Raw genomic sequence first — 24,592 nt, 5'->3', positions numbered from 1 at the left:
CGTCTTCGAACGGGAACGATGCGATGCAGATGCTGGAACACGATATTCCGGACAAGGCTGCCGGCCCCTCTAGCGGGCTCGCGGCGCCACTGCGTGAATTCAACCTGCTGCGCTGGTTCTCGGTGATCAGTCTGTTGATCATTGCGGCGGTGGCTGGTGCGCTGGGGTACTTCTCGACCCGTTTCGTGGTGCGCGACAGCGTCGAGCGCGATGCCATGCTCACCGCCCAGTTCATCCAGGCCATGGCCCAGGCTGAGGTTCGCCATTCTCAATTACCACCGGGCACCACCATGGGTGAACTGCTCGACCCGCGTCTGGACAACCAGCATCTGCAGGTCGCTCCGGGCCTGGTGCAATCGACCCGCGGAGAATTCCTCGACCACGTGGCACATTTGCCCGACATCCTATTGGCCAACGTCTACGCCTATGACCGTACCGTTGTCTGGTCCACCAATCCGGACCTGCTGGGTAAACGCATTGTCGAAGATGACGACCTGGAGGAGGCCTTCGACTCGCGCAAGCCGGTGTCAGCGAGCTATCACAAGGCGGAGGATGATCGGGAGGAACAGAAATTCCAACGCGAACCCCGCTACCTGTTCATCGAGAACTACATTCCGCTGTTCGACAGCCAGGGTGAAAAGGTGCTGTCGATGGTCGAGATCTACAAAGAGCCTCAGGATCTGGTGCGGCGCATCCAGCGTGGCTATGTGCTGATCTGGTGCTCGACCCTGGTGGGCGGGGTGCTGATCTATTTCGGCCTGTTCTGGATCGTGCGCCGTGCTGCGGGGATGCTGCACCATCAGCAGGATCGCCTGGTGGCCAGCGAAACCTACGTGGCGCTGGGCGAGATGTCCTCGGCCGTGGCCCACAGCCTGCGCAATCCCCTGGCCAACATTCGCTCCAGCGCAGAACTCGCCCAGGAGATCGCCAGCGATCCGGCGCGCAAGAACATCGCTGACATCATCAGCCAAGTCGATCGGATGTCACGCTGGGTGCGTGATTTGCTGGCGTCGCTGCGCCCGGCCAGCGACGAGGCCGAACCGGTGGATCTGGTGGAGGCAATCGAGGATACCCGGCTGGCGTTCCAGCAGCAGATCGAGCGCAATGGCGTGCAGTTCAGCTTCGAAGGGCCGGCCCAGCAGTGGGTGGTCAGCCAGCCGCTGCAACTGACCCAGATCCTCAACAGCCTGTTCGCCAACGCCCTGGAGGCGATGCCCAAGGGCGGCCTGTTGTGCGCCGAGGTCAGTTGCCTGGAAGGTCAACAGGTGCGGCTGGTGCTTAGCGATACGGGCAGAGGCATGAGCCAGCAACAGGAGCGGATGGTGTTCAAACCGTTCTTCACCACCAAGCAGGGCGGCCTCGGTGTGGGCCTGGCCCTGGTCAAGCGCATCATGGAACGCTTTGGCGGCTCGGTCAGCCTGACCAGCCGTGAAGAGGAAGGAACCCGCGTGAGCCTTGTATTCAATATTGCAGCGGGAGGGGACCATGGGGCCCAGCATTCTGGTAGTCGAGGATGACGAGATCCTCGCCGACAACATACGCACCTACCTTGGGTTGAAGGGGTTCGAAGTCACGGTCTGCCATAGCGCGGAGCTTGCATTGGAGCACATCAAGCAAGGTCTGCCTGATGCGGTGCTGACCGACAACTCCCTGCCCGGCATGAGCGGCCATGAGCTGTTGCGCGCACTGATCACCCAGGCGCCGGAGCTCAAGGTGATCATGATGACCGGATACGGCAATGTCGAAGACGCCGTGCTGGCCATGAAGGAAGGCGCATTCCATTACCTGACCAAGCCGGTGGTACTGGCCGAGCTCAAGCTGATGCTCGACAAAGCCCTGGCGGCCGAGCGCATGGAGCGCACCTTGTCGTTCTACCAGGAGCGTGAGGCGCAGAAGTCTGGCTTGCAGGCGCTGATCGGCGAATCTTCGGCGATGCTCAACCTCAAGCACACGTTGCGCCAGTTGCTCGACGCCGAGCAGCGCATGGCCAGCGACGACCTGCCGCCGGTGCTGATCGAAGGGGAAACGGGCACCGGCAAGGAGCTGGTGGCGCGCGCTCTGCATTTCGACGGCTCACGCAGCAAGGGGCCGTTCATTGAATTCAACTGTGCCTCGATTCCTGCCAACTTGCTGGAGGCCGAGCTGTTCGGTCACGAGAAGGGGGCCTTCACCGACGCCAAGGAGCGCCGCGTGGGGCTGGTCGAGGCGGCCGATGGCGGGACGTTGTTCCTCGACGAAATCGGCGAAATGGATCTGGTGCTGCAGGCCAAGCTGCTCAAGCTGCTGGAGGACCGCAGCATCCGTCGGATCGGGGCGGTCAAGGAGCGCAAGGTGGACCTGCGGGTCATCAGCGCCACCAACTGCAACCTGGAGCAGATGGTGCAACAGGGCAAGTTCCGGCGGGATTTGTTCTTCCGCCTGCGTATCATCGCGCTGAAGGTGCCGCGGCTGTATGCGCGAGGCCAGGACATCCTGCTGCTGGCCAGGCACTTCCTGGCCCATCATGGGCGCCGATATGGCAAGCCCAACCTGCGGTTCTCTGCCGAGGCTGAGGCGTTGATGCTGGGCTACAGCTGGCCGGGCAATGTGCGGGAGCTGCGCAACATGCTCGAGCAGACGGTGCTGCTGGCGCCCAATGATGTCGTGGCCGCGCACCAGTTGAACCTGTGCATGACCCTGGTCGACGAACCCATGACCCTGCCCACGCCGATCGCCTTCGAGCCGCCGCGCCATGAGCCGGAACCCGGGACCAGCCTGCCGGACATGGAGCGCGATCTGGTGTGCCGGACCCTGGATCGCACGGACTGGAACGTCACCAAGTCGGCGCGCCTGCTGGGCCTGTCGCGGGACATGCTGCGCTATCGCATCGAAAAGCTAGGGCTGACCCGGCCCGACAAGCGACAGTGGTGAGCCTTGGGGCGCGGTTTGCGCCCCCTCGCAGGCTTCGCTACCTCCCACGGGCAGCGGGCAAGCCGTTGCAGGAGGTGGCGTAACCTGCGGTGGGCTGCAGCAGCCCCAGGATCTTCAGGGCTGCCCCTGGCCGCGGGTGCCGCCATCGCCATGCCCACGCATGCCCTCCGAACCGCCGCCGTCCATTCCCGGCAGGTTGCGATTATCGTTCTGCTCAGCAGGCGGGCTGTCTGGATCATTGCCCTGGATGCGCGGGTCGGTATCCCGGGGCACAGGCTTCTCGATGGGGTTGAGGGTGCTGTCGGCGCCCGGCTTGGGCGCGGTGTTGTGCGGGTCGTCTGGGTGGGTTGGGCCGGTGCCCACCGCCAGGGCCAGGGGAGAGGCCAGCAGGGCGGCGAGCAGCCAGGTGCGGGATCGTTTCATGGGTGGCTCCTTGCGGGTAAAGGCGCGTTGCCTGTACCTGGGTTGGGCTGCAACCCGCAAAGCAAGGTGCCACCACTGCGACGAACGGTCAGACCGCCAGCGACAACAGCATGATGAAGATGATGCCGACCACCGAAAGGATGGTTTCCATCATGCTCCAGGTCTTGAACGTCTCGGCCACGGTCATGTTGAAGTACTGTTTGACCAGCCAGAAACCGGCGTCGTTGACATGGGACAGAATCAACGAGCCTGCACCGGTGGCCAGCACCAGCAATTCACGGTTCACGCCCGGAACCAGATCGATCACCGGTGCGACGATGCCGGCCCCGGTGATCGTGGCCACGGTCGCTGAACCGGTCGCGATGCGGATCACCGCAGCGACCAGCCAGGCCAGCAGGATCGGCGAAATCTCGGCTTGTACCGCCATCTGGCCGATGACATTACCCACACCGGTATCCACCAACATCTGCTTGAAGCCACCACCGGCACCGACGATCAGCACGATAGCGGCGGTCGGGGCGAGGCTCTGATCGAGCATCTTCATGATCTGCTGGCGAGAGAAACCACGTGCCGAACCGAAGGTGTAGAACGCCAGCAGCAGTGCGGCGAGCAGCGCGGTGATGGGGTGGCCGATCAGGTCCATCCACTGGCGCACGATGTGCTCGGCGGGCAGCACCACGTCGGCGAAGGTCTTGAGCAGCATAAGGACCACCGGCAGCAGCACGGTGAGCAGCGTGATGCCGAAGCCTGGCAGGTTGTTCTGATTGGTCTCCCGGGCAATTTGGTCCATCAGTTCCTGGGAGGGATTGCCCGGAATGTAGCGGGCGATGAAATTACCGAACAGCGGGCCCGCGATCACTGCAGTGGGCAGGGCCACCAGCAGGCCGTAGAAGATGGTCTTGCCGATGTCGGCGTGGAAAATGCCGATCGCCAGCAGCGGGCCTGGGTGCGGTGGCACCAGGCCGTGGACCACAGAAAGGCCGGCCAGCAGCGGGATGCCGATCTTGATCAGCGAAACCCCGGAGCGGCGGGCGACGATGAACACCAGCGGGATCAGCAGCACGAAGCCGATCTCGAAGAACAGTGGGATGCCCACCAGGAAGGCGGCGAACATCATGGCCCAGTGCACTTTCTGTTTACCGAATGCGCGGATCAGCGTTTGGGCGATCTGGTCGGCGCCGCCGGAGTCGGCCATCAGCTTGCCCAGCATGGTCCCCAAGGCCAGAACGATGCCGACGAAGCCGAGCACGCCGCCAAAGCCGTCCTGGAAGGATTTCATGACCTTGGCCACCGGCATGCCGGAGGTCAGGCCGAGAAAGCCGGCGGCCAGGGTCAGGGCGACGAAGGGATGGACCTTGAAATGGGTGATCAGCAGGATGAGTCCGACGATGGTGACCAGAGCGTCGAGTAGCAGGTAGGTATCAGTAGCCAGTCCGAACATGGTTCATGTGCCTCTGTCTTATCATTGTTTTGGCGAAACGTTCGGCATCCACGGATGCCGAGATAGCGCTGTCTTTGGTGAGCCGGAAAACCGCCGACTCAGGCGGTACGCGCCAGGCTCCGGTCACCTTGAGGCTTTAGCCAGGTATCTACCGCCACGGCCAGCGCTTGGATGGGTTGCGTGGCATCCAGCGTTAGGGTGAGCGGCTCGCCATGGGGCGGTTCCAGGGCGGCAAACTGGCTGTCGATAAGGCTGGCTGGCATGAAATGCCCGGGGCGGGCGAGCACGCGCTTTTCCGCTTCGTCAGGGCACAGTTCGAGAAACACGAAGCCAAGGCCCGGCACGGCCTGGCGCAAGGTCTCGCGATACCGGCGCTTGAGCGCGGAGCAGGTGAGGATAGGGCGTTCGCCGGCCTTGAGCACGGCCTGCAATTCCTGACCCAGTCGGACCAGCCAACCGGCGCGGTCGTCATCGTTCAGGGGGATGCCAGCGCTCATCTTCTGGATGTTTTCGGCAGGGTGAAAGGCATCGCCTTCGATCAGGCGGCCACCGCTCGTGCTGGCAATGGCAGCGCCCACGCAGCTCTTGCCGCAGCCTGCCACGCCCATCACCACGATCGCGGTCTGGGGAGAGTTCATCAGTACCTCCTGCGGGGTGAGATAGCGCTGTCTCGGTGCCGTTGAAAACAGTTGCGAGCGCCACCCTCCCGGGTGTTATTGGTCTTGTCTTTACGCAGTATGGACGCTAGGCGCATAGCCGCTACCAAAGATACATTGCCTGTATCCTGAGACAGCGCTACCTTAGTGGCCGTTCCTTCTTCTGGCAAGTAGTAAAATTACAACACCCATGTCCCGTACAGGCTCGCGTACCACTGGTCGTCCCACCCTGGCTGAAGTCGCCAGACTTTCGGGGGTTTCCCCCATTACCGCTTCCCGCGCCTTGCGCGGTGTAAGCACCGTGGCCCCTGAATTGGTGGAAAAGGTCGTGGCCGCCGCGGCGAGCCTGGGCTACGTCGCCAACCCGGCTGCCCGGGCATTGGCCTCGGCGCGTAGCCAGTCGGTGGTGGTGTTGATCCCGTCATTGTCCAACCAGCTGTTCATCGACACCCTGGAGGCCATCCACGACGTGATGCGCCCGAGAGGGCTGGAAGTGCTGATCGGCAACTACCATTACGATCTGGCCGAAGAAGAAAACCTCATCCGCAACTACCTGGCGTATCAGCCTTGCGGCATCTTGCTCACCGGTTTCGAGCGCAGCGAGGCGTCCCGTCAGATGTTGGCTGCCAGCGGGGTGCCCTGTGTTCATATGATGGAGCTAGGGGGCGAGGCGGGGCAGTTGTCGGTAGGATTCTCCCAGCAGCAGGCCGGGCGCGCTGCAGCTCGTCATCTGATCGAACGTGGGCGGCGGCGCCTGGCGTTCATCGCTGCGCAACTCGACCCACGCGTGATGCAGCGCGCCGAGGGCTTTCGCCAGGCGCTGGCCGAGGCCGGTCTGCAGGCGCCAGAGTTGGAACTGTTGGCGCCACAACCGTCATCCATCGGCCTGGGCAGCGAGCTTTTCAGTCGTTTGCTTGCGCAGGCGCCGGATGTCGATGGCGTGTTCTTCTGTAACGATGACTTGGCCCAGGGCGCGGTATTGCAGGCCTTGCGCCAGGGCGTCGAGGTGCCGCGCCAGGTGGCGATGGTCGGCTTCAACGATCTGCCGGCATCGGCGCACATGGTGCCGCGCCTGACCTCGATCCGCACCCCCCGGGCCGCTGTCGGGCGCGGTGCTGCCCAGGCGCTGTTGGCGTTGCTCGACGGCAAGCACGTGGCCACCGCGCAGCAGGACCTGGGGTTCGAGTTGATGGTGCGCGAGAGTTCATGAGCGCCCCATAAGGCAAGGGGCAGGGCTCAGTTGGCTGCGCTGAGTGCCGCGAGCCCTTCGCGCAGTTCGCGTTGCAGGGTCTCCAGGCTGCCTTCCAGGCATTTGAGCAAGTCCGCGGTTGGCTGGTCCTGGGCGACGGCCTGTTCGACCGCTTCGCAATCACGCACCACCCCCCGGACCTTCAACATCTTCGCGCCCCCCTTGATGCGATGGGCCAAGGCATGTACAGCCTCGCTTTGCGGCGCCTCGCCGAGGGCGCGCAGGGCGGTAAGGTCTTCGCTGGCGCTGTGCGCGAGTTGCTCGAGTAGGCGTCGGATCAGTTGGTCGTCGTCCTGGGTCAGGTGACGCAGCTCATTGAGATTGAATCCACTTGTGCTGGCAGGCTCCGGCTCCGGTGCGGGTGGCGGTGCCTGCTCCGCTGGAGGGGCACTGGGCAGATGGGCCTTGAGGGCCTTCAGGCCGATCGGTTTGAACAGGCACTCATCCATGCCATTGGCCAGGCAACGCGCTTTCTCCTCGGCCTGGGCATTGGCGGTGACCCCCAGGATCAGGCAGGCGGGCAGGTCGCGCTCCTGCTCCAGGGCACGGATACGCCGAGTGAGTTCGTGGCCATCCATCACCGGCATGCTGCAATCGGTGATCACGACATTGAACTGGCCTGCTTGCCACAGGGCCAGAGCCGCCTCGCCATGCTCGGCCAGGGTCACCTTGTGGCCGAGGGTGGTCAGTTGTTTGTCCAGCAGCAGCAGGTTGGCGGGGTAGTCATCGACTACCAGGATATCCAGCGGACCGCTGGTCTTGTCTTGGACCGGCTCGCTCTGTTCGGCCTGGGCCGGCGCCGTGGTGCCTGGTAGAGTCAGGTCCACACTCACCTTGGTGCCCATGCCTTCGACGCTTTGCAGCTCGAGCGATCCGCCCATCAGTTCGGCCAAGGTGCGGCTGATCACCAGGCCCAGGCCTGCGCCTTTTCCCGCCTGAGGGCCATTGACCTGGGCGAAGGTATTGAAGAGGCGGGCCTGGTCGCTGGGGCTGATGCCGATACCGCTGTCCTGGACGCACAGCGAGGTCTGGATATCGCCACTGGCGTTGGGTGGGGCGAGTTTCAGGCTCACCTGGACGCCACCACGGTCGGTGAACTTGAGGGCGTTGCTGATCAGATTGGACAGGACCTGCTTGAGGCGCACGGGGTCCGCCAGCACCCAGGCCGGTGCCTGGGGCAGATCTGCATGGAGATACAAGCCCTTGATCCGGGCATTGCCGTCGAACACGCGAAGGGTTGCGCGCACCAGCTCGACCAGGTCGATCGGGACCGGTTGCAGGGACATATGGCCGGATTCGATGCGGGAAATATCGAGGATGTCGCCGATCAGCTCGAGCAGGCCGATGGCCGAATCATGGGCGGTATGCAAGGTCTGCGGGTCGCTGTGGCCCCGGCGGCTGTCCTCCAGGGCCAGCTCCAGCAGTCCGATCACCGCGTTCATCGGCGTGCGGATTTCATGGCTCATGATCGCCAGGAAGGTGCTCTTGGCCTGACTGGCCTGCTCAGCGTCATCCTTGGCCTGGCGCAACTGCTCCAGCAGCCCGCGGCTGAGCGCCAGTTGCGCCTGCAGGGCACGCTGGGCCTCGGTGCGCTGGTTGATGAGTTTGCGTAGGTAGGTGTTCCAGAACACGACACCGGCCAACAGCACGGCGGCCAGCACCAGCACCTGCAATGCCAAGGTGCGGTAGTTGCGCCAGGGGCTGTCACTGACCAGCGTGTTGGTGTGCCATCGGTTGACCAGTTGGTCCAGCTCCTCAGGGGGAATGCTGAGCAGCGCCTTGTCCAGGATCGACTGCAGCACGGGTAGATCCGGCGCGATCGCGAAGGCGGCACTGGCAGGCTCGTCGCTTTGCAGTCCGGCGATACGCAAGCCCTTGTTGAACACATGGTTGATGTAATAGCCGGCATTGATCTGGCTGCTCAAGGCCACATCGGCCTTGCCATTGGCGACGGTTTCCATCAGCTCCAGGTGGGTTTCGACCTCGACCAGACGGGCGCGGGGATATTGACGCTGCAAGGCTTCACGCTGAGGGGAGCCGCGCAGCAAGGCGACACGTAGCCCGTCGAGCGACATTGGCGCGCCGGTCCAGGGCGTGTCACGGCGGGTAACCAGGACCCTTGGGCTGACCACATAGGGCCGGGTATAGCGCAGGCGTTTCGCACGTTCGGCACCGTAGCCCAGGGCGCCGATCATCTGCGCTTGTCCCTTGGCGACCTGGTCGACCATGTCCTGGATCGAGTCCACCTCGACGATCTCGAAGCGTAGGCCAGTTTGCAGACGGATGCGCTTGAGAAGGTCCAGCGTGATCCCGGTAGGATGCTGTTGGGCATCGTTGAAGGTCAGCGGGGCCAGGGATGAGTTGATCAAGACCCTGACCTTCGGATGCTGTGTAATCCAGTCCCGCTCCTCGGGCGTGAGTGCGCCGACTGGGTTTTTCATCAGCAAACTGGTATTGCCGCTGTTCCAGCGCCGCAGGATGTTCAGTCGCTCGCTGTCGCTGATCCTGGCCAGGGCCTCATTGACCAGGCGTTGCAGGCGCGGATTGTCGCGGGCCAGGGCAAAGGCGAAGATATCGGCGGGCAGGGGGCTGAAATGATCGATTTTCACCAGGCCCTGGAAGCTTTTACCGATCGCGTAGTCAGTACTGATGGCATCTCCCAGATAGGCGTCTGCCTCACCCATCGTCACCGCCGACAGCCCGGCCAGCGTCGATCGGTACAAGGTCACTTGGGCATCGGGGTACTGCTTGCGCACCAGCTTTTCGGGCAGGTAATGATCGACCATGGCCAGGCGTAGGCCCGCCAGGTCCTTGCCGTGGCGGCCGAGCATACGATCTTGATCGCTGACGATGACCGGGAGGTCGTCAGCATAGGGCTGGCTGAGGACCAACTGAGCATCGCCGGCCTCGAAGGCGTTGGAGCTGCCCAGCAGGTCGATGCTGCCAGCGTGCAGCGCATCGATAGCCGCCTGACGGTTGGGGAAGCGACGAACCTCGACCGGGATGCCGAGCTGTTCGCCGATCAGGCCGGCGTAGTCGGCACTGAGGCCTTCGAAGTCGGTGGGGCTGGTGTTGATCTCGAACGGCGGGTAGTCGGGGCGCGAGCTACCCAGCACAAGGGCTTTGCGGCGCTCGAGCCATTGCCGGTCGTCCTGTTGGAGCGACAAGGGCGGCGAGGCGCTCAATGAGCGGGCGAGCAGATGCCGGACTTCGCTGTCGGCATGCGCCGCAGCGCTGAAGGCCAGGAGCGCGCCCAGCAGGAGAGTGAACACCGCGCCTCTCATGACGGTGGGGTGTTCAGCTGACGTTGTTGCGTTTGGCCAGGTCGACCATTTCGACCAGCGATTCGGTCTTGAGCTTGTCCATGATGCGTCCACGGTAGGTGCTGATGGTCTTGGCGCTGAGGTTCATGCATTCACCGATGAACTTGTTGTTCTCGCCGCGGGTGAGCCGGCGCAACACCTCCATCTCGCGGTTGGAGAGGCTTTCAAGGCGACTGCACTCGCTTTCGAGCGAACTGCTGTTGACCGACATCTGCGGAAAGGTGGAGTAGCCTTTGACCAGCGCTTTGAGGGCGAACACCAGGGCATCGAGATCCTCGTCCTTGTTGACGAAGGCGGCGATACCGGCATCCAGACAGCGACGGACATACAGGTCGGCAGGTTGACCGGTAAGCACCATGATCTTCGGGGCTGGCTCCAACAGTTGCAGACGTTTGATGACCTCCATGCCATCGAGGCCAGGTAGGCCGATGTCGAGGATAACCACATCAGGGCGTAGCAGGCGAGCCTGTTGCACGGCGTCGATGCCGTCACCGGCTTCACCGATGACCTGAAAGCGTTCACGTTCGAGCAGCATGCGCACAGCTAGTCGAACGGTTGGATGGTCGTCAACCATTAAAACGGTTGTCATTGGATAACTCCTGTAGGAATTTGGTCCGTTTCCTGAAGTCCCGCAGGAATACGTGAAAGGGTGCCTGCGCAGCAGCGCGCAAGATTACGTAGATTCCTCTCGTTCGGTAATGGGATACGTAGGTTTGTTGAAAAAGCGAAGATTATTGTTGAAAAGGCCTACAAAATAAACATCCGTGGTTAAGCCTGTCCGAGGCGCCAGGAACGGGCCCTGCATAGAATAGTTCAGGAACATCCTGGATGTGGTTTAAGGACACGCAGGGGCGAGGCAGGGTTTCGGCTCAGCGCCCCCCCGACCCGTGTAGGACGAGGCAGCAACTGGCCGCCACAGTTCGGGCAGCGTCCCTGGAAGTGCTGTTCATTGCATGGACGACAGAAGGTGCATTCGAACGAGCAGATCAGTGCGTCCGCGCTGTCGCCTGGCAGGTCGCGGTCGCAGCATTCGCAATTGGGGCGTAGTTCGAGCATCGGTTGGTTCCTCGATCCGTAGGAAAGTGCCCAGTCAACTCGCAGGGCGGTAGAGATGGGCGTGCCCTGCTCGGTACAGCGCCGATTCAGCGAAAGGTGCATCGCCCAGCACGTGGCCCACCAGGATCAGCGCAGTGCGTCGGAAGTCTTTGGCCGCCGTGAGTTCAACGATGTCCCGCAAGGTACCACGCACCCAGTCCTGGTTCGGCCAGGTGGCGCGATGAATGACGGCGATCGGGCAGTCTGGCCCATAGTGCGGCAACAGTTCGGTGACGATACGCTCGAGGTGCTTCACGCCCAGGTGAATCGCCAAGGTGCTGCGGTGACGGGCCAGGTCTGCCAGTTGTTCGCCAGCCGGCATGGGCGAGCTGTCGCCGTAGCGGGTGAGGATCACTGTCTGGGCGAGTTCCGGCAGGGTCAGCTCGCAGCCGAGCAAGGCGGCACTGGCCGCGGTGGCAGTGACGCCCGGAATGATCTGATAGTCGATGCCCAGTTCGCGCAAGTGGCGAATCTGTTCGCCAATGGCGCCATAAAGGCTGGGATCGCCACTGTGGACGCGGGCTACATCCTGGCCGTTTTCGTGGGCGCTGCGCAGGGCCTCGATGATCTGCCCGAGGTTCAGTTCGGCACTGTTGATCACCGTCTTGGCGGTGTGCCCTTCCAGCACGGCCGGCGGTACCAGGGAGCCGGCGTAGATGATCACCGGGCATTGGCGGATCAGGCGTTGGCCCTTGACTGTGATCAGCTCCGGGTCGCCGGGCCCGGCACCGATGAAATAGACCGTCATGGGAAATCCTCGCAGATAGGCAGTAATTGGACGCGATTATCGGCCAAGGGCCAGGGCGAGGGTAGCCTGGCCGAGCACCTGGCGTGTCACCAACAAACGCGAGGCGCCCTGCGCGCGTGCAGCCAAGGCCAAGGCCGCACTTTCGGCGACGCCCCAGCAGCCGCTGTGCGCGTAGGCAACGGTAGAGCGGTGGCTGAGCTGCGGCTCGAAGGGGTGCAGGTGAGTGGCCGAGAACATCATCAGAGGGACACCCAGCCGGTCGGCCAGGGTGCGCAGCCCGGGCTCATCCATTTTGAGGTCGATGCTCGCGAGGCCGCCCAGTTGATCGACGGACAGACCGTGTGTGGCCAGGGTCTTGCGCAACAGTTGCTCCAAGGCATCGACCGGGCAACCCTTGCGGCAGCCGAAGCCGGCATAGAACACCGGCTCGGCGGGGGCGTCGCGCATCAGGCCTGGCTGGCGCGACGGTAAAGCCACGCGCTGAGCAGGCCGAGAGCGAGCCAGAATGTAGCGTTGGTCAGCCAGGAGGCGAGTTTGAACTGGGTCACCAGGGCTTCGGGAGCCAGGCTTTCATGCACCGCTGGTTGTGGCGCGCCGATCAGGTGCGGAACCACCAGCAAGGCAACGCCCAGCACCTTGAGCAGCCAATGGTGGGCAAACACCAGCAAGGCCAAGCCTGTGCCTGTGGCGGCCGCTGTGCCGATCCACCAGCTCTGGCGTTGCTCCAAGTCGGCGGCGGCCGTACCTGGCAGCTCCGGTGGCAGTCCCAGTGTCGGCGCAAGGCAGAATACGGCAAAGCCCGCCAACCCCCACAAGGCGCCGGTCGTCACTCGGTTCGGCTCGCGCAGGCTGTACAGCGCCGCGAGGATCAGCGCGAAACCGACCGCCACCACGAGGTTGCCGCCGGTGGTGGCGAGCAGGCGCTGCCAGCCATCCTCAGGTGCCCAGGCCTCTGCGTCATGGGTGTGCGCAGCGACGGCACCGTCGTGTTCATGATGCTCGGGGACGGCGCTCTCGAAGGTTTCGGCCTGAAGGATCAATGGGCTGACCCACAGGCTTTGCAACAAGGTCAGCAACAGGGCGGCGAGCAGCCCGCTGAAGCCTGCGGTACGGGCGATGCGCTTGATCATGCAGGCTTACTCAGTGGCAAGGGAAGGCGGCGCTGTGGCGGGTGTCGTGGGCGGCGTTGTGCACCGCCTCGATGTGCGAGAAACCTGCGAAATAGACCAGGCACAGGCCCAGCAGGCTGGCGCCGACCGCAATGACGACGCGCTGGCTGAGGCTGACAGGGGTGGCGATGCTGTGTTTGGCGCTGGTAATCGGCATGGTGCGTTCCTCTGCTTTTTATAGGCGGTGGACACGCGCGTCATCCCGAGCACGATTGACCCAGGAGAGATGACAGCGCCCGCCCACCGCGGGGTGTTCTGTTGACGCCAGGCCGGTCTCCGGGCTTACGAGGAGGAGCAGGGCTCCTGGAAAGCATCACCTTCCCATGCCATACGACGCGGCACAGTGGTCAAGACGCTTCGCTCGCTTACCGTTGCGGGGGCAGCATCGGCTTGGTTACCGATTTCCCGTTTCACCCCTTGATGGGGCACCTGAACGCAAGGTGCAAGCAAAGCATGGGGGCGACGTGGCGTCAATCGGCAAGGTGGCGGCGCCGTTCCGGGGAGCCTGCCCCCAAACACTGATGCGCCACGGTTGACCGCCCGCCAACCACTGCGTAGCCTTGCCGCTTCGAGGTTCTCCGGCGTTGGCCGGAGCTAAGACGGGAACGTGGTCCAAGCCACGGCTGCCCCCGCAACTGTAGGCACCGAACAGGATCGACACAGCCACTGCGTCCAGGCGCGGGAAGGCGTCGCTCCACCGGCCCCGGTCGGTAAGGTGCAAGCCAGGAGACCTGCCTCGTGACGTTTTCGACTTTCAACCGGGCGGGGTGATCCGGTGGCGAACAGGCCCGAGCAGCAAGGCTCGCGGCACTCGTCCTGCATGCCCGCGCCATCCTGCCAAGGGCATCGCGACATGAAAACACTGGCCAAGCTCCCCGTCACCATCGTCACTGGCTTTCTCGGCTCGGGCAAGACTACCTTGCTGCGCCACATGCTGGACAACGCCCAAGGCCGCCGCATCGCGGTGATCGTCAACGAATTCGGTGAACTGGGCATCGATGGCGAAATCCTCAAGCAGTGCAGCATCGGCTGCACCGAGGAAGAAGCCAGTGGCCGCGTCTACGAACTGGCCAACGGTTGCCTGTGCTGCACCGTGCAGGAAGAGTTCTTCCCGGTGATGCGCGAACTGGTGGCTCGCCGTGGCGACCTGGACCACATCCTCATCGAGACCAGCGGCCTGGCGCTGCCCAAACCGTTGGTGCAGGCCTTCCAGTGGCCGGAAATCCGCAATGCCTGCACCGTGGATGCGGTCATCACCGTGGTTGACAGCCCGGCTGTGGCCGCGGGCACCTTCGCGGCGTACCCGGACCAGGTGGATGCCCAGCGCAAGCTCGACCCTAACCTTGACCACGAGTCGCCCCTGCACGAGCTGTTTGCCGACCAACTGGCCAGCGCCGACTTGGTTGTGCTGAACAAAGCTGATCTGATCGATGCTCAGGGCCTGGCCAAGGTCCGCGCCGAAGTCACCGAAGAGCTGCCGCCGGCGGTCAAGGTGATCGAAGCCAGCAGCGGGCGTCTGCCGTTGGACGTATTGCTGGGCGTGGGCGCCGAGGCCGAGGTGCACATTGATGGTCGGCGCACCCACCACGATGCGCACCATGACGGCGATGACCACGACGATCATGACCATGACGCCTTCGACTCCATTTCCATCGACCTGCCAGAAGCGGACGAAAGCCTGCTGCTCGATGCGCTCACCCAACTGGTGGTCGAATTCGGCATCCTGCGTGCCAAGGGCTTCGCCGCCATCCCTGGCAAGCCGATGCGCCTGCTGATCCAAGGTGTGGGCACCCGTTTCGACAAGCACTTCGATCGCGCCTGGCGCGCCGACGAGCCGCGCATCACCCGCTTGGTGCTGATCGGCCAGGCGCTGGACGCTGTTCAGCTTGAAGCGCGCCTGCGCCAGGCCTTGGGCGCCTGACCCATGCACCTGCTGCGGACCCAGCCCGGCGGCTTCGTGCCGGACGACAGCATTGCCGACCTCGGCCAAACTCCCGCCGAGCTGGTGATCCTCTGCAGCGGTGATTCGCACCTGGCATTGCTCGCCGAAACCGCCGAGCAGTTGCCAGAGGGTTTTCCGAGCCTGCGCCTGGCCAACCCCATGCAGGTGCAGAACCACGCCTCGGTCGATCTGTATGTCGATCAGGTGTTGCGCCACGCCAAGGTGATCCTGCTGTCCTTGCATGGCGGCGTCGATTACTGGCGCTATGGCGTCGAGCAACTGGTCGAGCTGAGTGCCCGGGGTGTGCAGTTGATCCTGGTGCCTGGCGATGACCGCCCGGACCCGGAGCTGACCCAGTTGGGCACGGTGACCGGCGCCCAGGCCGAGCGCCTTTGGCACTACCTGCGCCAGGGCGGCAAGGCCAATGCCGCGAACCTGTTCAATTGCCTGGCCAGCCTGTGGCTCGGGCGCGATTACCCTTGGGAAGAACCACAGCCTTTGCCGCGCACCACGGTGTACCACCCGGCCAAGCCCAGCGCGGTGCTGCAGGAGTGGTACCCCGAATGGCAGGCCGACTGGCCTGTGGCCCCCATTCTGTTCTACCGCTCGCACCTGCAGGCGGCAAACACGGCCTTTATCGATACCTTTTGTCTGCGCTTGCAGGCAGCGGGGCTCAATCCGCTGCCGATCGCCGTGGCCAGCCTCAAGGAGGCGGCCTGTCTGGCTCAGGTCGAGGCCTGGCTGGACGAAGTCGAGGCCGAAGTGGTGCTCAATACCACCGGTTTTGCCTTGTCCAGCCCGGAACAACCCAACCTGCGCCCGCTGCGCCGAGACATCCCGGTGTTGCAGGCGATCTGCGCCCAGGACAATCAACCGGCCTGGGAGGCCAATGAGCAAGGCCTGGGCGCCCGGGATCTGGCCATGCACATCGTCCTGCCGGAGCTGGACGGGCGCATCATCACTCGGCCCGTGAGCTTCAAGGACCTGGCTTGGCGCAGCGAGCGCAGCCAGTCCGACGTGGTTTGCTATCGCGCCCACCCTGAACGCATGGATTTCGTCGCCGAACTCGCTCGCCGTTGGGTGGAGTTGGCGCGCCTGCCCAACGCCCAGAAACGCGTGGCCCTGGTGCTGGCCAACTACCCGACCCGCGATGGGCGCATCGGCAACGGTGTAGGCCTGGACACCCCAGGTGCAGCGCTGAACATTCTCCGGGCACTGCAAGGGCAGGGGTATCCGGTGCAGGGCCTGCCTGACAGCGGTACCGCGCTGATCCATCAACTGTTGGGAGGGGTGACCAACGACCTCGATCATCTCGATCAGCGCCCGTGCGCCCAGAGCCTGAGCCTGGCCGATTACCATCAAGCCTTCGCCACGCTGCCCGCAGCCAACCAGCGCGCGGTACTCGAGCGTTGGGGCCCACCCGAGCAAGACCCGATGTTCCGCAGTGGGCGGATGATGATCGCCGGCCTGCGCTACGGCCTGACCTTCGTCGGTATCCAGCCGGCCCGGGGGTACCAGGTGGACCCCAGCGCGGTCTATCACGACCCGGACCTGGTGCCGCCCCACGGCTATCTGGCGTTTCACTTCTGGTTGCGCAACGGCTTTGCCGCCGACGCGGTGATCCATGTGGGCAAGCATGGCAACCTCGAATGGCTGCCTGGCAAAGGTGTCGGGTTGTCTGAGCAATGCTGGCCAGACGCACTGCTTGGCCCGTTACCCAATATCTACCCCTTTATCGTCAATGACCCCGGCGAAGGTGCCCAGGCCAAGCGTCGCACGCAGGCGGTGATCATCGATCACCTGATGCCGCCTTTGACCCGCGCCGAAACCTACGGCCCGCTGCGTCACCTGGAGCGCCTGGCCGACGAGTACTACGAAGCGCAACTGCTCGACCCGCGTCGGGCACGCGAGTTGCAGCGCGACATTCTCGAATTGGTCAAGGCCAACCACATCGACCGTGAACTGCAGCTCGAAGGCCAGCTGGACGATGCGGCCATCTGGCTGCCACGCCTGGACACCTACCTGTGCGACCTCAAGGAATCGCAGATCCGCGACGGCCTGCATGTATTCGGCCAGTCCCCCGAAGGGCGCCTGCGTAGCGACACCTTGCTGGCCTTGTTGCGTGTGGAGCGTGGGGATGGTAAAGGCGCCAATGCCAGCCTGATCCGTGCGCTGGCCAAAGCCTTGGCATTGGGCTTCGACCCGCTGGACTGTGAGTTCGGCGAGCCTTGGCAAGGGCCGCGCCCGGCGCTGCTGCAAGCACTCGATACCTCGCCGTGGCGTAATCAGGGTGATACCCGCGAGCGCCTGGAACACCTGGCTTTGGACCTGATCGAGCATGCGCTGACGGGCCGCCTGGCGTTGCCCGAGGATAGCGCCTGGCAACCGGTTGCCATGGTGCTGCAGGCATTGGTCGAGACCATCGCCCCGAGCCTGGACGCCTGCGGCGCGGCTGAAACGGAAGGCCTGCTGGCGGCGCTGGCCGGGCGCTTCGTTCCGGCCGGCCCCAGCGGCGCCCCCAGCCGGGGGCGCCTGGACGTGCTGCCCACTGGGCGCAACTTCTATACCGTGGATGTACGCAACCTGCCGACCACCACCGCCTGGCGCCTGGGGTTCGCTTCGGCCAACCTGATCCTCGAGCGTCACCTGCAGGACCATGGCGACCACCTGCGTCAGCTGGGGCTGTCGGTCTGGGGCACCGCGACCATGCGCACCGGCGGCGACGACATCGCCCAGGCCATGGCGCTGATGGGCGTGAGACCGGTATGGGCCACCGGCAGTCAGCGGGTCGATGATTTCGAGATCCTGCCCCTGAGCCTGCTCGATCGCCCAAGGGTCGACGTCACCTTGCGGGTCTCGGGCTTTTTCCGGGATGCCTTCGGCAATCTCATTCGACTGTTCGATGCAGCGGTACAAGCGGTGGCGGCTCTGGATGAGCCCGACGACCTCAACCCGCTGGCCGCCCGCGTGCGTGCCGAGCGCGAGACCTTGCTGGCCGAGGGCATGGATGCCGACCAGGCGGCGCGTCATGCTGGCTGGCGTGTCTTCGGGGCCAAGCCCGGGAGCTACGGGGCCGGGGTGCAGAATGCGATCGACGGGCGTTTGTGGCACAGCCGCGACGACCTGGCCGATGTCTACCTCAACCATGGCGGTTACGCCTACGGTGGCAGCGACGAGGGCACACCGGCCCGCGCCGCGTTCGCCCGGCGCTTGGGCCAGGTCCAGGCGGTGCTGCAAAACCAGGACAATCACGAGCATGACCTGCTCGATTCCAACGACTACTACCAGTTCCAAGGCGGCATGCTGGCAGCGGCCGAAACCCTGGCCGGCACAACCCGAGCCAGTTATCACGGCGATCACAGCCAGACCGACCGGCCACGCATCCGCACCCTCAAGGAAGAGCTCAACCGGGTGATCCGCGCCCGCGCCCTTAACCCAAAGTGGATCGAGGGGGCCAAGCGCCATGGCTACAAAGGTGCCTTCGAGCTGGCGGCGACGGTCGACAACCTGTTCGCCTTCGACGCCACCACGCACCTGATCGACGATCACCACTACGAGTCGCTGGCCGATGCCTATGTACTGGACCCGGCGACCCGAGACTTTCTACAACAGCACAACCCCGAAGCCCTGCGCGACCTTACCGAACGCCTGCTGGAGGCTCAGCAGCGCGGCCTCTGGGCGTCGCCAGGGACGTACCGGGAAGCCCTTGAAGAGCAACTGCTCGACGGCGAGGAACAGGCCTGAAATGAGCGAACCCGTGCAATTCCCCCTGGCTGCCGTAGTCGGTGCCGACGACCTCAAGCTGGCCTTGTGCCTGACTGCCATCGACCCGAAGATCGGCGGCGTGCTGATCGAAGGCCCGAGAGGCATGGCCAAGAGCACCTTGGCCCGTGGGCTGGCCGACCTGCTGGGCGCGCCCGGGCATACACCACCTTTCGTGACCCTGCCGCTGGGCGCCACCGAGGAGCGCCTGGTCGGCACCCTCGACCTGGATGCCGCGCTGGGGCAGGGCAAGGCCCAGTTCTCCCCCGGCGTACTGGCCCAGGCCAATGGCGGCGTGCTTTATGTGGATGAGGTCAACCTGCTGCCTGATCCACTGGTGGATCTGCTGCTGGATGTGGCCGCCAGTGGCACCAACCGCATCGAGCGCGACGGTATTTCCCACCGCCACGATGCCCGATTCGTACTGATCGGTACCATGAACCCGGAAGAGGGCGAGCTGCGTCCGCAATTGCTCGACCGTTTCGGCCTCAACGTGCTGCTTGAAGGGCTGCCGCCGCCGCAGGCGCGGCAGCAGATCATTCGCCGGCGCCTGGCCTTCGACAGCGATCCGCAGGCGTTCTGCGCCCAGTGGGCCGAAGCCCAGGCACGCTTGCGCGAACGTTGCCAGGCTGCACGTCAGCGCTTGGACAGCATCCCGCTGGATGATCGCGCCCTGACCTGGATCACCGAGGGTTGTTTCAGCGCTGGGGTCGATGGCATGCGCGCCGACCTGGTCTGGTTGCGGGCTGCCCGCGCCCATGCCGCCTGGCGCGGCGGTAATGCGATAGAAGAGGCTGACGTGCAGGCCGTGGCGGAGTTCGCCTTGCGCCATCGACGCAGGGAGATGCCCCCGGTCAGCGCCCCTTCCACGCCACCACTGCCTCACTCCGAAGCACACACTGACGCCAAAGGCGGGCAGGGTGATTGGGGCGCATTGCCCCCGCACACGGTCGCTACCGGGGCACGACGCGAGGTGCCGAACTGGGCAAAAAAGCCCTGAGCATCCGCAAGCCCGCCGCCTTGGCGGCGGATGCCAAGCCCCAGGCAGGCACCTTGAGCGGTACGCCCCGTGGTCGCGCGCGAGCGGGAGGCGCTGCGCGCGTTGCCTGGCTGGCGACGTTGCTCAAAGGGCGGCCAAGGCATCGCAATGACCTGTGCTGGCAGCAGCGCCAGGCCCAGGCGTCGGAATTATGGCTGGTGATCGTTGACGCCTCGGCCTCGACCCGTCGCCATCAGGCGCTGGCCCAGGCCAAAGGGCTGCTGGCGGAATTGTTCGATCAAGCCTATCGCCAACGCGCACGCCTGGCGCTGCTCACTGCCAGTGGCGGGGCTCCACGTTGGCAACGCCACGGGCTCAAGGCATCGGCGGCCCTGCAACCTTGGTTGCAGACACTGGGGGCGGGGGGCGGTACGCCGTTGATCGCGGCGCTCGAAGAGGCGCGGCACTGGTTGCTGGCGCGCGCCAAGCGTTACCCCCATGAAACACAGCGGTGCCTGGTGCTGACCGATGGTCGCCTGCAGCGCTGGAACGCACTGCGTCCGATGCCTTGTGCGACGTTGCTGGTGGATATGGAGCTGGCGGCGGTGCGCCTAGGGCGAGGATGGCAATTGGCCGAACAGCTGCAGGCCGAATATCGGCATATCCAGCAGTTCAGGGAATTGAATTGATCAACGCTGAAAGTCCATGCTGCGACGATATGTCGCAATGACAAAAGTTGTCAGCAGGGCAAAAAGGAAGTTGTACAAGTGCGTGGCTTGGCACGCACTTGCAGGGCACCGATTTTATTTCGGCATCGACCAGGGTTGCAGGTCGTAACCTTTTTCGCAAAGTTCGGCACGCACTTCCTCGATCAGGCTGGCCCATTGCGCAGGGTCGGAATAGATACGCGAGGATACTTGCTTGCTGCCGATACGCGTGCTGGTCCGGTCGATCACTGCCAGGCTTAGCTCACCGGTGCCGTTGGGTGCATCCCAGGCTACGCACTGGAAAGGTTCGAAGGCGTGGTCGGCAATCAGCAGTGCTTCGTTGACACGGAGCGGGGCGTTCATGGTTCGGTCTCTCTATGGTCCCAAACAGCGAAATGATGTCCGCGTTGCTTCATATTCAAGGAGGCGCAGCGCGGGGTTATTCGTACTGATGCTCCAAGTCATGGGGGAAGTCACACGGGCGTCGAATTTTTTTCAAGTCGGCAAAAAAGTATTACCGCGACCTGTGCGGCCTGTGACGCTTGAAACTTTGAAAGATTCCCGAGTGCCCCCGCGTCGAACGCAATTGGCGGACAAACGGTACTGGGCCAATTCAGGTTCATTGCTACTGTTAATTCGGACGTTGCAACTTACTGTTTCTACATGAAAAACCAACTTTTGGCGCCAAGGAACAGTCATGCTCGAACCGACCACCCAACGCCGTCTGCTGATCGTCGACCCCTGCGACGATTGCCACCGTCTACTACCAGGCCTGCGTAGCGTCGGCTGGGATGTGCATAGCTGCTTGCTTGCCTCGGCGCTGGAGTATCCGTGCGATGTCGGCCTGTTGCGCTTGCAGGCCACGCATTTGCGCCATCCGGATGCCGTCAAGGATCTGATCGCCCGCAGCAATACCGAATGGATCGCCGTGCTCAGCCCTCAGGAGCTGCGCATGCAGAACGTCGGTGACTTCGTCTGTGAGTGGTTCTTCGATTTCCACACCCTGCCGTTCGACGTGTCCCGCGTGCAGGTCACGCTCGGGCGGGCCTTCGGCATGGCGCGCTTGCGCGGCAAGGGCCCTGTGCGGGTGGATGAGCCCGCCCATGAGCTGCTGGGCGAGAGCCGGCCGATCCGCGAACTGCGCAAGTTGCTGGGCAAGCTGGCGCCCACCGAGTCGCCGGTGCTGATCCGTGGCGAAAGCGGTACGGGCAAGGAGTTGGTGGCGCGTACCCTGCACCGGCAGTCCCAGCGCTGCGACAAACCGTTCGTCGCGATCAATTGCGGCGCGATCCCTGAGCATTTGATCCAATCCGAACTGTTCGGCCATGAAAAAGGCGCTTTCACCGGTGCCCACCAACGCAAGGTGGGACGTATCGAGGCTGCCAACGGCGGGACGTTGTTCCTCGACGAAATCGGCGATCTGCCATTGGAGCTGCAGGCCAACCTGCTGCGCTTTCTGCAGGAAAAGCACATCGAGCGGGTCGGGGGCGACCAACCGATCCCGGTGGATGTGCGCGTACTGGCTGCAACTCACGTGGACCTGGAAAAGGCCATCGTGCAGGGGCGTTTTCGCGAGGATCTCTATTACCGGCTCAACGTCCTGCAAGTGATCACCGCGCCCCTGCGTGACCGCCATGGCGACTTGTCGATGCTGGCCAGTCATTTCGCACATTTCTACAGCCTGGAGACCGGGCGCAGGCCTCGCTCGTTCAGCGACCGCGCCCTGGCGGCCATGGGGCGGCACGACTGGCCGGGGAACGTCCGGGAACTGGCCAATCGGGTGCGTCGCGGCCTGGTGCTGGCCGAAGGCCGTCAGATCGAAGCGCAGGATCTGGGGCTGCAGATGATCGAGCAGGACGAGCAGCTATTGGGCACCCTGGAGGACTACAAGCACCGGGCCGAGCGCCAGGCGCTTTCCGATGTGCTCGACCGGCACAGCGACAACCTCAGTGTCGCGGCCAAAGTGCTGGGGATTTCCCGGCCTACGTTCTACCGCTTGCTGCACAAGCATCAGATCCGCTGACCCTTCAGGCGTGGGGCACCGCTGCCTGGCCTGTGCCGCCCGCATATTGCGTCTTCAGATGCCCCTGGTCGTCGAGCAGCCAGGCGTCCATGACGTCGCGCACCACAGGCCCGGCCACTCGGCCGCCGGCTTCGCCGTTCTCGATCATCACCGCCACCACGATGCTTGGGTGATCGGCCGGGGCGAAACCGACGAACAAGGCATTGTCGCGGTGCCGTTCGAGGGTCTTGTCGCGGTTGTAGCGCTCGCCCTGACGGATGGCCACCACCTGCGCGGTGCCGCTTTTGCCCGCGATGCGGTACTGGGCCCCGGCCGCTGCGGCGCGGGCGATTCCGCGCGGGTCGTGCATGACCATCTGCATGCCGACGTTGACCTGGTCCCAGGCGTGCTTGTCGTGCAACACGATGTCTGGCATCGGGTGCGGGTCCACGGGCGCCTGGCCACCGACGCTGAGCGCCAGGTGCGGACGATGCCAGACGCCTTTGCTGGCCAGCAGGCTGGTGGCCTGTGCCAGTTGCAGCGGGGTGACCTGCATGTAGCCCTGGCCGATCCCGAGGATCAACGTCTCGCCAGGAAACCAGGCCTGGCGGCGGGTGGCGCGCTTCCAGGCCGGGGAAGGCATCAGGCCCGGCGCCTCCTCGAACATGTCCAGGGAGACCTTCTGGCCCAGGCCGAACTCGGCCATGTAGTCATGCAGCCGCTCGATGCCCAGCTTGTGTGCCAGGTCGTAGAAGTAGGTGTCGTTGGAGCGCATGATCGCGCTGTACATGTCCACCCAGCCATCGCCGCTGTGGTTCCAGTTGCGGTACTTGTGGTCGTAGTTGGGCAGGGTGTAGTAGCCCGGGTCGAAGACCCGGCTGCCGGGGGTGATCACGCCGCTGTCCAGGCCGGCGATGGCCACCTCCGGCTTGACGGTGGAGCCCGGCGCATAGAGGCCGCGCAGCACCCGGTTGAACAGCGGTCGGTCGATCGAGTCGCGCAGCGCGGCATACTGCTTGAAGCTGATGCCCTTGACGAACAGGTTGGGGTCGAAGGCGGGGTTGCTGACCATCGCCAGGACATCGCCCGTGGCCGGGTCCAGCGCCACCACGGCGCCACGACGCTCGCCCAGTGCTTTTTCGGCAGCTTGCTGCAGATGAGCATCCAAGGTCAGCACCAGGTCCTTGCCGGGTATCGGATCCTGGTGGCGCAGCACCCGCATGACCCGGCCCTGGGCGTTGGTCTCGACCTCTTCGTAGCCCACATGGCCATGGAGCTGGTCTTCGTAGAAGCGCTCGATGCCGGTCTTGCCGATTGACTGGGTGCCCCGGTACTCGGTGTTGTCGAGGGTCTTGGCTTCTTTTTCGTTGATGCGCCCGACATAACCCACCGAATGGGCGAAATGCTCGCCCAACGGATACTCGCGGATGAACTGCGCCTCGACATCCAGCCCCGGCAGGCGGAACTGGTTGACCGCGATCAGCGCGATCTGCTCTTCGGACAGGCCGAACATCAACGTCACCGGCTCGAACGGTTTGCGCCCCCGACGCAGGTCCTTGTCGAATTGCTTGCGCTCGTCCTCGCCCAGGCCCAGCACCTGGGCCAGGGTGTCGAGCACCTGGGCGCTGTCGCCGGCGCGCTCGCGGGTCATGGTGAGGTTGAAGCTGGGTTTGTTGTCGGCCAGCACGACGCCATTGCGGTCGTAGATCAGTCCGCGCTCGGGCGGGATGGGCAGCACGTGCACGCGGTTGTTTTCCGACACCGCGCTCTGCTGTTCATGTTGCACCACCTGCAGCACATAGAGCCGGCCCACCAGCACCACTACCAGGCTCATCACCAGGGCCGCGCAGGCGAGCAGCCTGCGATTGACCAGGTGCTTTTCCTTTTCGTGGTCCTTCAAGGGAATTGGTTGGGGCATCGGAAGCTCTGGTGATGAGGGGAGGGCTGCGCCGAGGGCCGGCGATGCTACGCAAAGGGGGGACGGACGCTCAAGACACCCACGGGGGCCGAACCGCGACGAAACCGCTGATCCCCCCAGTGTCAGGCGCCTGCGCGGAACATGAAGATTCCTTCACATGACCGGTGGTGCCCTGGCCGAACCAGATGCTGATACGTTGGCGCAGTCACCACTGGCTGCAGGACAGCCCCCGAGCACCTTCGGACGATATACTCCGCACCTTTCACAT

General features: G+C 64.1%; 20 protein-coding genes and 2 riboswitches. Of the genes, 8 read left to right on the top strand and 12 right to left on the bottom strand.

Features of this window, described 5'->3' with window-relative positions; all coding sequences use genetic code 11:
• The first annotated feature begins 23 nt into the window (after positions 1-23).
• Both IEC33019_RS09090 and IEC33019_RS09085 read left to right on the top strand, forming a co-directional pair.
• Positions 24-1,517, top strand: coding sequence for a sensor histidine kinase (locus tag IEC33019_RS09090; protein ID WP_070091096.1), 1,494 nt, complete (start codon positions 24-26; stop codon positions 1,515-1,517).
• On the top strand, positions 1,486-2,910 hold the full coding sequence (locus IEC33019_RS09085) for a sigma-54-dependent transcriptional regulator (RefSeq protein WP_099593353.1): 1,425 nt from the start codon (positions 1,486-1,488) through the stop codon (positions 2,908-2,910). Before IEC33019_RS09090 ends, IEC33019_RS09085 begins: the two co-directional genes overlap by 32 nt.
• 114 nt (positions 2,911-3,024) lie before the next feature.
• Here IEC33019_RS09085 and IEC33019_RS09080 read toward each other — a convergent pair whose 3' ends face one another.
• From IEC33019_RS09080 to IEC33019_RS09070, 3 genes are all read right to left on the bottom strand, one after another.
• Positions 3,025-3,333, bottom strand: coding sequence for a hypothetical protein (locus tag IEC33019_RS09080; protein ID WP_070091095.1), 309 nt, complete (start codon positions 3,331-3,333; stop codon positions 3,025-3,027).
• An 88-nt stretch (positions 3,334-3,421) separates the two neighbouring features.
• On the bottom strand, positions 3,422-4,774 hold the full coding sequence (locus IEC33019_RS09075) for a GntP family permease (protein ID WP_070091094.1): 1,353 nt from the start codon (positions 4,772-4,774) through the stop codon (positions 3,422-3,424).
• 98 nt (positions 4,775-4,872) lie between these two features.
• Complete coding sequence (locus tag IEC33019_RS09070; protein ID WP_070091093.1) at positions 4,873-5,412, bottom strand: gluconokinase; 540 nt, start codon at positions 5,410-5,412, stop codon at positions 4,873-4,875.
• A 208-nt stretch (positions 5,413-5,620) separates the two neighbouring features.
• Between IEC33019_RS09070 and IEC33019_RS09065 the strand changes: the two genes are divergently transcribed.
• A complete protein-coding gene (locus IEC33019_RS09065) occupies positions 5,621-6,640 on the top strand; it encodes a LacI family DNA-binding transcriptional regulator (RefSeq protein ID WP_070091092.1) in 1,020 nt (339 codons plus the stop codon).
• A 26-nt stretch (positions 6,641-6,666) separates the two neighbouring features.
• Here the strand turns inward: IEC33019_RS09065 and IEC33019_RS09060 are convergent, their stop codons facing one another.
• The 7 genes from IEC33019_RS09060 to IEC33019_RS09030 form a co-directional block, all read right to left on the bottom strand.
• On the bottom strand, positions 6,667-9,963 hold the full coding sequence (locus IEC33019_RS09060; protein ID WP_070091091.1) for a transporter substrate-binding domain-containing protein: 3,297 nt from the start codon (positions 9,961-9,963) through the stop codon (positions 6,667-6,669).
• A gap of 13 nt (positions 9,964-9,976) precedes the next feature.
• Entirely contained in the window at positions 9,977-10,591 is a 615-nt protein-coding gene (locus IEC33019_RS09055) for a response regulator transcription factor (RefSeq protein ID WP_070091090.1), read from the bottom strand.
• A 224-nt stretch (positions 10,592-10,815) separates the two neighbouring features.
• Positions 10,816-11,058, bottom strand: a complete 243-nt coding sequence (locus IEC33019_RS09050; RefSeq protein WP_081337390.1) for a DUF1272 domain-containing protein — start codon at positions 11,056-11,058, stop codon at positions 10,816-10,818.
• A 34-nt stretch (positions 11,059-11,092) separates the two neighbouring features.
• Positions 11,093-11,845, bottom strand: a complete 753-nt coding sequence (cobM, locus tag IEC33019_RS09045) for a precorrin-4 C(11)-methyltransferase (RefSeq protein ID WP_070091088.1) — start codon at positions 11,843-11,845, stop codon at positions 11,093-11,095.
• Between the two features lie 36 nt (positions 11,846-11,881).
• Positions 11,882-12,292, bottom strand: a complete 411-nt coding sequence (locus IEC33019_RS09040) for a cobalamin biosynthesis protein (protein ID WP_099593351.1) — start codon at positions 12,290-12,292, stop codon at positions 11,882-11,884.
• A complete protein-coding gene (locus tag IEC33019_RS09035) occupies positions 12,292-12,975 on the bottom strand; it encodes a CbtA family protein (protein WP_070091086.1) in 684 nt (227 codons plus the stop codon). Before IEC33019_RS09035 ends, IEC33019_RS09040 begins: the two co-directional genes overlap by 1 nt.
• A gap of 10 nt (positions 12,976-12,985) precedes the next feature.
• Complete coding sequence (locus IEC33019_RS09030; protein ID WP_070091085.1) at positions 12,986-13,171, bottom strand: CbtB domain-containing protein; 186 nt, start codon at positions 13,169-13,171, stop codon at positions 12,986-12,988.
• Between the two features lie 93 nt (positions 13,172-13,264).
• A riboswitch (cobalamin riboswitch) is annotated at positions 13,265-13,462 on the bottom strand.
• Positions 13,463-13,568: 106 nt separating this feature from the next.
• Positions 13,569-13,767: riboswitch (cobalamin riboswitch) on the top strand.
• Positions 13,768-13,867: 100 nt separating this feature from the next.
• On the opposite strand from IEC33019_RS09030, the gene cobW reads away from it, so the two are divergent.
• The 4 genes from cobW to IEC33019_RS09010 are packed head-to-tail and all read left to right on the top strand — an operon-like array spanning position 13,868 to position 20,386.
• Positions 13,868-14,935, top strand: coding sequence for a cobalamin biosynthesis protein CobW (gene cobW, locus IEC33019_RS09025; RefSeq protein WP_070091084.1), 1,068 nt, complete (start codon positions 13,868-13,870; stop codon positions 14,933-14,935).
• A 3-nt stretch (positions 14,936-14,938) separates the two neighbouring features.
• Positions 14,939-18,700 carry a cobaltochelatase subunit CobN gene (gene cobN / locus IEC33019_RS09020; protein WP_099593349.1) on the top strand — a complete coding sequence of 1,254 codons (3,762 nt, stop codon included), beginning with the start codon at positions 14,939-14,941 and terminating at the stop codon, positions 18,698-18,700.
• 1 nt (position 18,701) lies between these two features.
• Complete coding sequence (locus tag IEC33019_RS09015) at positions 18,702-19,718, top strand: ATP-binding protein (protein WP_070091082.1); 1,017 nt, start codon at positions 18,702-18,704, stop codon at positions 19,716-19,718.
• A gap of 53 nt (positions 19,719-19,771) precedes the next feature.
• A complete protein-coding gene (locus IEC33019_RS09010; protein WP_070091229.1) occupies positions 19,772-20,386 on the top strand; it encodes a vWA domain-containing protein in 615 nt (204 codons plus the stop codon).
• 114 nt (positions 20,387-20,500) lie between these two features.
• Here IEC33019_RS09010 and IEC33019_RS09005 read toward each other — a convergent pair whose 3' ends face one another.
• Positions 20,501-20,767: a hypothetical protein gene (locus IEC33019_RS09005; RefSeq protein ID WP_013972506.1), complete on the bottom strand. Its 267-nt coding sequence runs from the start codon at positions 20,765-20,767 to the stop codon at positions 20,501-20,503.
• A gap of 334 nt (positions 20,768-21,101) precedes the next feature.
• Between IEC33019_RS09005 and IEC33019_RS09000 the strand changes: the two genes are divergently transcribed.
• Positions 21,102-22,427 (top strand): sigma-54 dependent transcriptional regulator, encoded by a 1,326-nt coding sequence (locus IEC33019_RS09000; protein WP_070091081.1) that lies wholly within the window; start codon positions 21,102-21,104, stop codon positions 22,425-22,427.
• Between the two features lie 4 nt (positions 22,428-22,431).
• Here the strand turns inward: IEC33019_RS09000 and mrdA are convergent, their stop codons facing one another.
• The gene (gene mrdA, locus IEC33019_RS08995; RefSeq protein WP_070091080.1) at positions 22,432-24,324 is read right to left on the bottom strand and encodes a penicillin-binding protein 2; all 1,893 of its coding nucleotides are present in this window, start codon (positions 24,322-24,324) and stop codon (positions 22,432-22,434) included.
• Positions 24,325-24,592 lie beyond the last annotated feature (268 nt).

It is taken from the genome of Pseudomonas putida (assembly GCF_002741075.1).
GTDB lineage: Bacteria > Pseudomonadota > Gammaproteobacteria > Pseudomonadales > Pseudomonadaceae > Aquipseudomonas > Aquipseudomonas putida_T.
The sequence above is the reverse complement of the archived record's forward strand: the minus strand, read 5'-3'. Positions and strand labels throughout refer to the sequence as shown.

What these genes read in the sequence shown, in the direction of transcription:
- IEC33019_RS09090 (WP_070091096.1), top strand. Translation starts at nt 24, where the DNA reads ATGCAGATGCTGGAACACGATATTCCGGACAAGGCTGCCGGCCCCTCT.
- IEC33019_RS09085 (WP_099593353.1), top strand. Translation starts at nt 1,486, where the DNA reads ATGGGGCCCAGCATTCTGGTAGTCGAGGATGACGAGATCCTCGCCGAC.
- IEC33019_RS09080 (WP_070091095.1), bottom strand. Translation starts at nt 3,333, where the DNA reads ATGAAACGATCCCGCACCTGGCTGCTCGCCGCCCTGCTGGCCTCTCCC.
- IEC33019_RS09075 (WP_070091094.1), bottom strand. Translation starts at nt 4,774, where the DNA reads ATGTTCGGACTGGCTACTGATACCTACCTGCTACTCGACGCTCTGGTC.
- IEC33019_RS09070 (WP_070091093.1), bottom strand. Translation starts at nt 5,412, where the DNA reads ATGAACTCTCCCCAGACCGCGATCGTGGTGATGGGCGTGGCAGGCTGC.
- IEC33019_RS09065 (WP_070091092.1), top strand. Translation starts at nt 5,621, where the DNA reads ATGTCCCGTACAGGCTCGCGTACCACTGGTCGTCCCACCCTGGCTGAA.
- IEC33019_RS09060 (WP_070091091.1), bottom strand. Translation starts at nt 9,963, where the DNA reads ATGAGAGGCGCGGTGTTCACTCTCCTGCTGGGCGCGCTCCTGGCCTTC.
- IEC33019_RS09055 (WP_070091090.1), bottom strand. Translation starts at nt 10,591, where the DNA reads ATGACAACCGTTTTAATGGTTGACGACCATCCAACCGTTCGACTAGCT.
- IEC33019_RS09050 (WP_081337390.1), bottom strand. Translation starts at nt 11,058, where the DNA reads ATGCTCGAACTACGCCCCAATTGCGAATGCTGCGACCGCGACCTGCCA.
- cobM (WP_070091088.1), bottom strand. Translation starts at nt 11,845, where the DNA reads ATGACGGTCTATTTCATCGGTGCCGGGCCCGGCGACCCGGAGCTGATC.
- IEC33019_RS09040 (WP_099593351.1), bottom strand. Translation starts at nt 12,292, where the DNA reads ATGCGCGACGCCCCCGCCGAGCCGGTGTTCTATGCCGGCTTCGGCTGC.
- IEC33019_RS09035 (WP_070091086.1), bottom strand. Translation starts at nt 12,975, where the DNA reads ATGATCAAGCGCATCGCCCGTACCGCAGGCTTCAGCGGGCTGCTCGCC.
- IEC33019_RS09030 (WP_070091085.1), bottom strand. Translation starts at nt 13,171, where the DNA reads ATGCCGATTACCAGCGCCAAACACAGCATCGCCACCCCTGTCAGCCTC.
- cobW (WP_070091084.1), top strand. Translation starts at nt 13,868, where the DNA reads ATGAAAACACTGGCCAAGCTCCCCGTCACCATCGTCACTGGCTTTCTC.
- cobN (WP_099593349.1), top strand. Translation starts at nt 14,939, where the DNA reads ATGCACCTGCTGCGGACCCAGCCCGGCGGCTTCGTGCCGGACGACAGC.
- IEC33019_RS09015 (WP_070091082.1), top strand. Translation starts at nt 18,702, where the DNA reads ATGAGCGAACCCGTGCAATTCCCCCTGGCTGCCGTAGTCGGTGCCGAC.
- IEC33019_RS09005 (WP_013972506.1), bottom strand. Translation starts at nt 20,767, where the DNA reads ATGAACGCCCCGCTCCGTGTCAACGAAGCACTGCTGATTGCCGACCAC.
- IEC33019_RS09000 (WP_070091081.1), top strand. Translation starts at nt 21,102, where the DNA reads ATGCTCGAACCGACCACCCAACGCCGTCTGCTGATCGTCGACCCCTGC.
- mrdA (WP_070091080.1), bottom strand. Translation starts at nt 24,324, where the DNA reads ATGCCCCAACCAATTCCCTTGAAGGACCACGAAAAGGAAAAGCACCTG.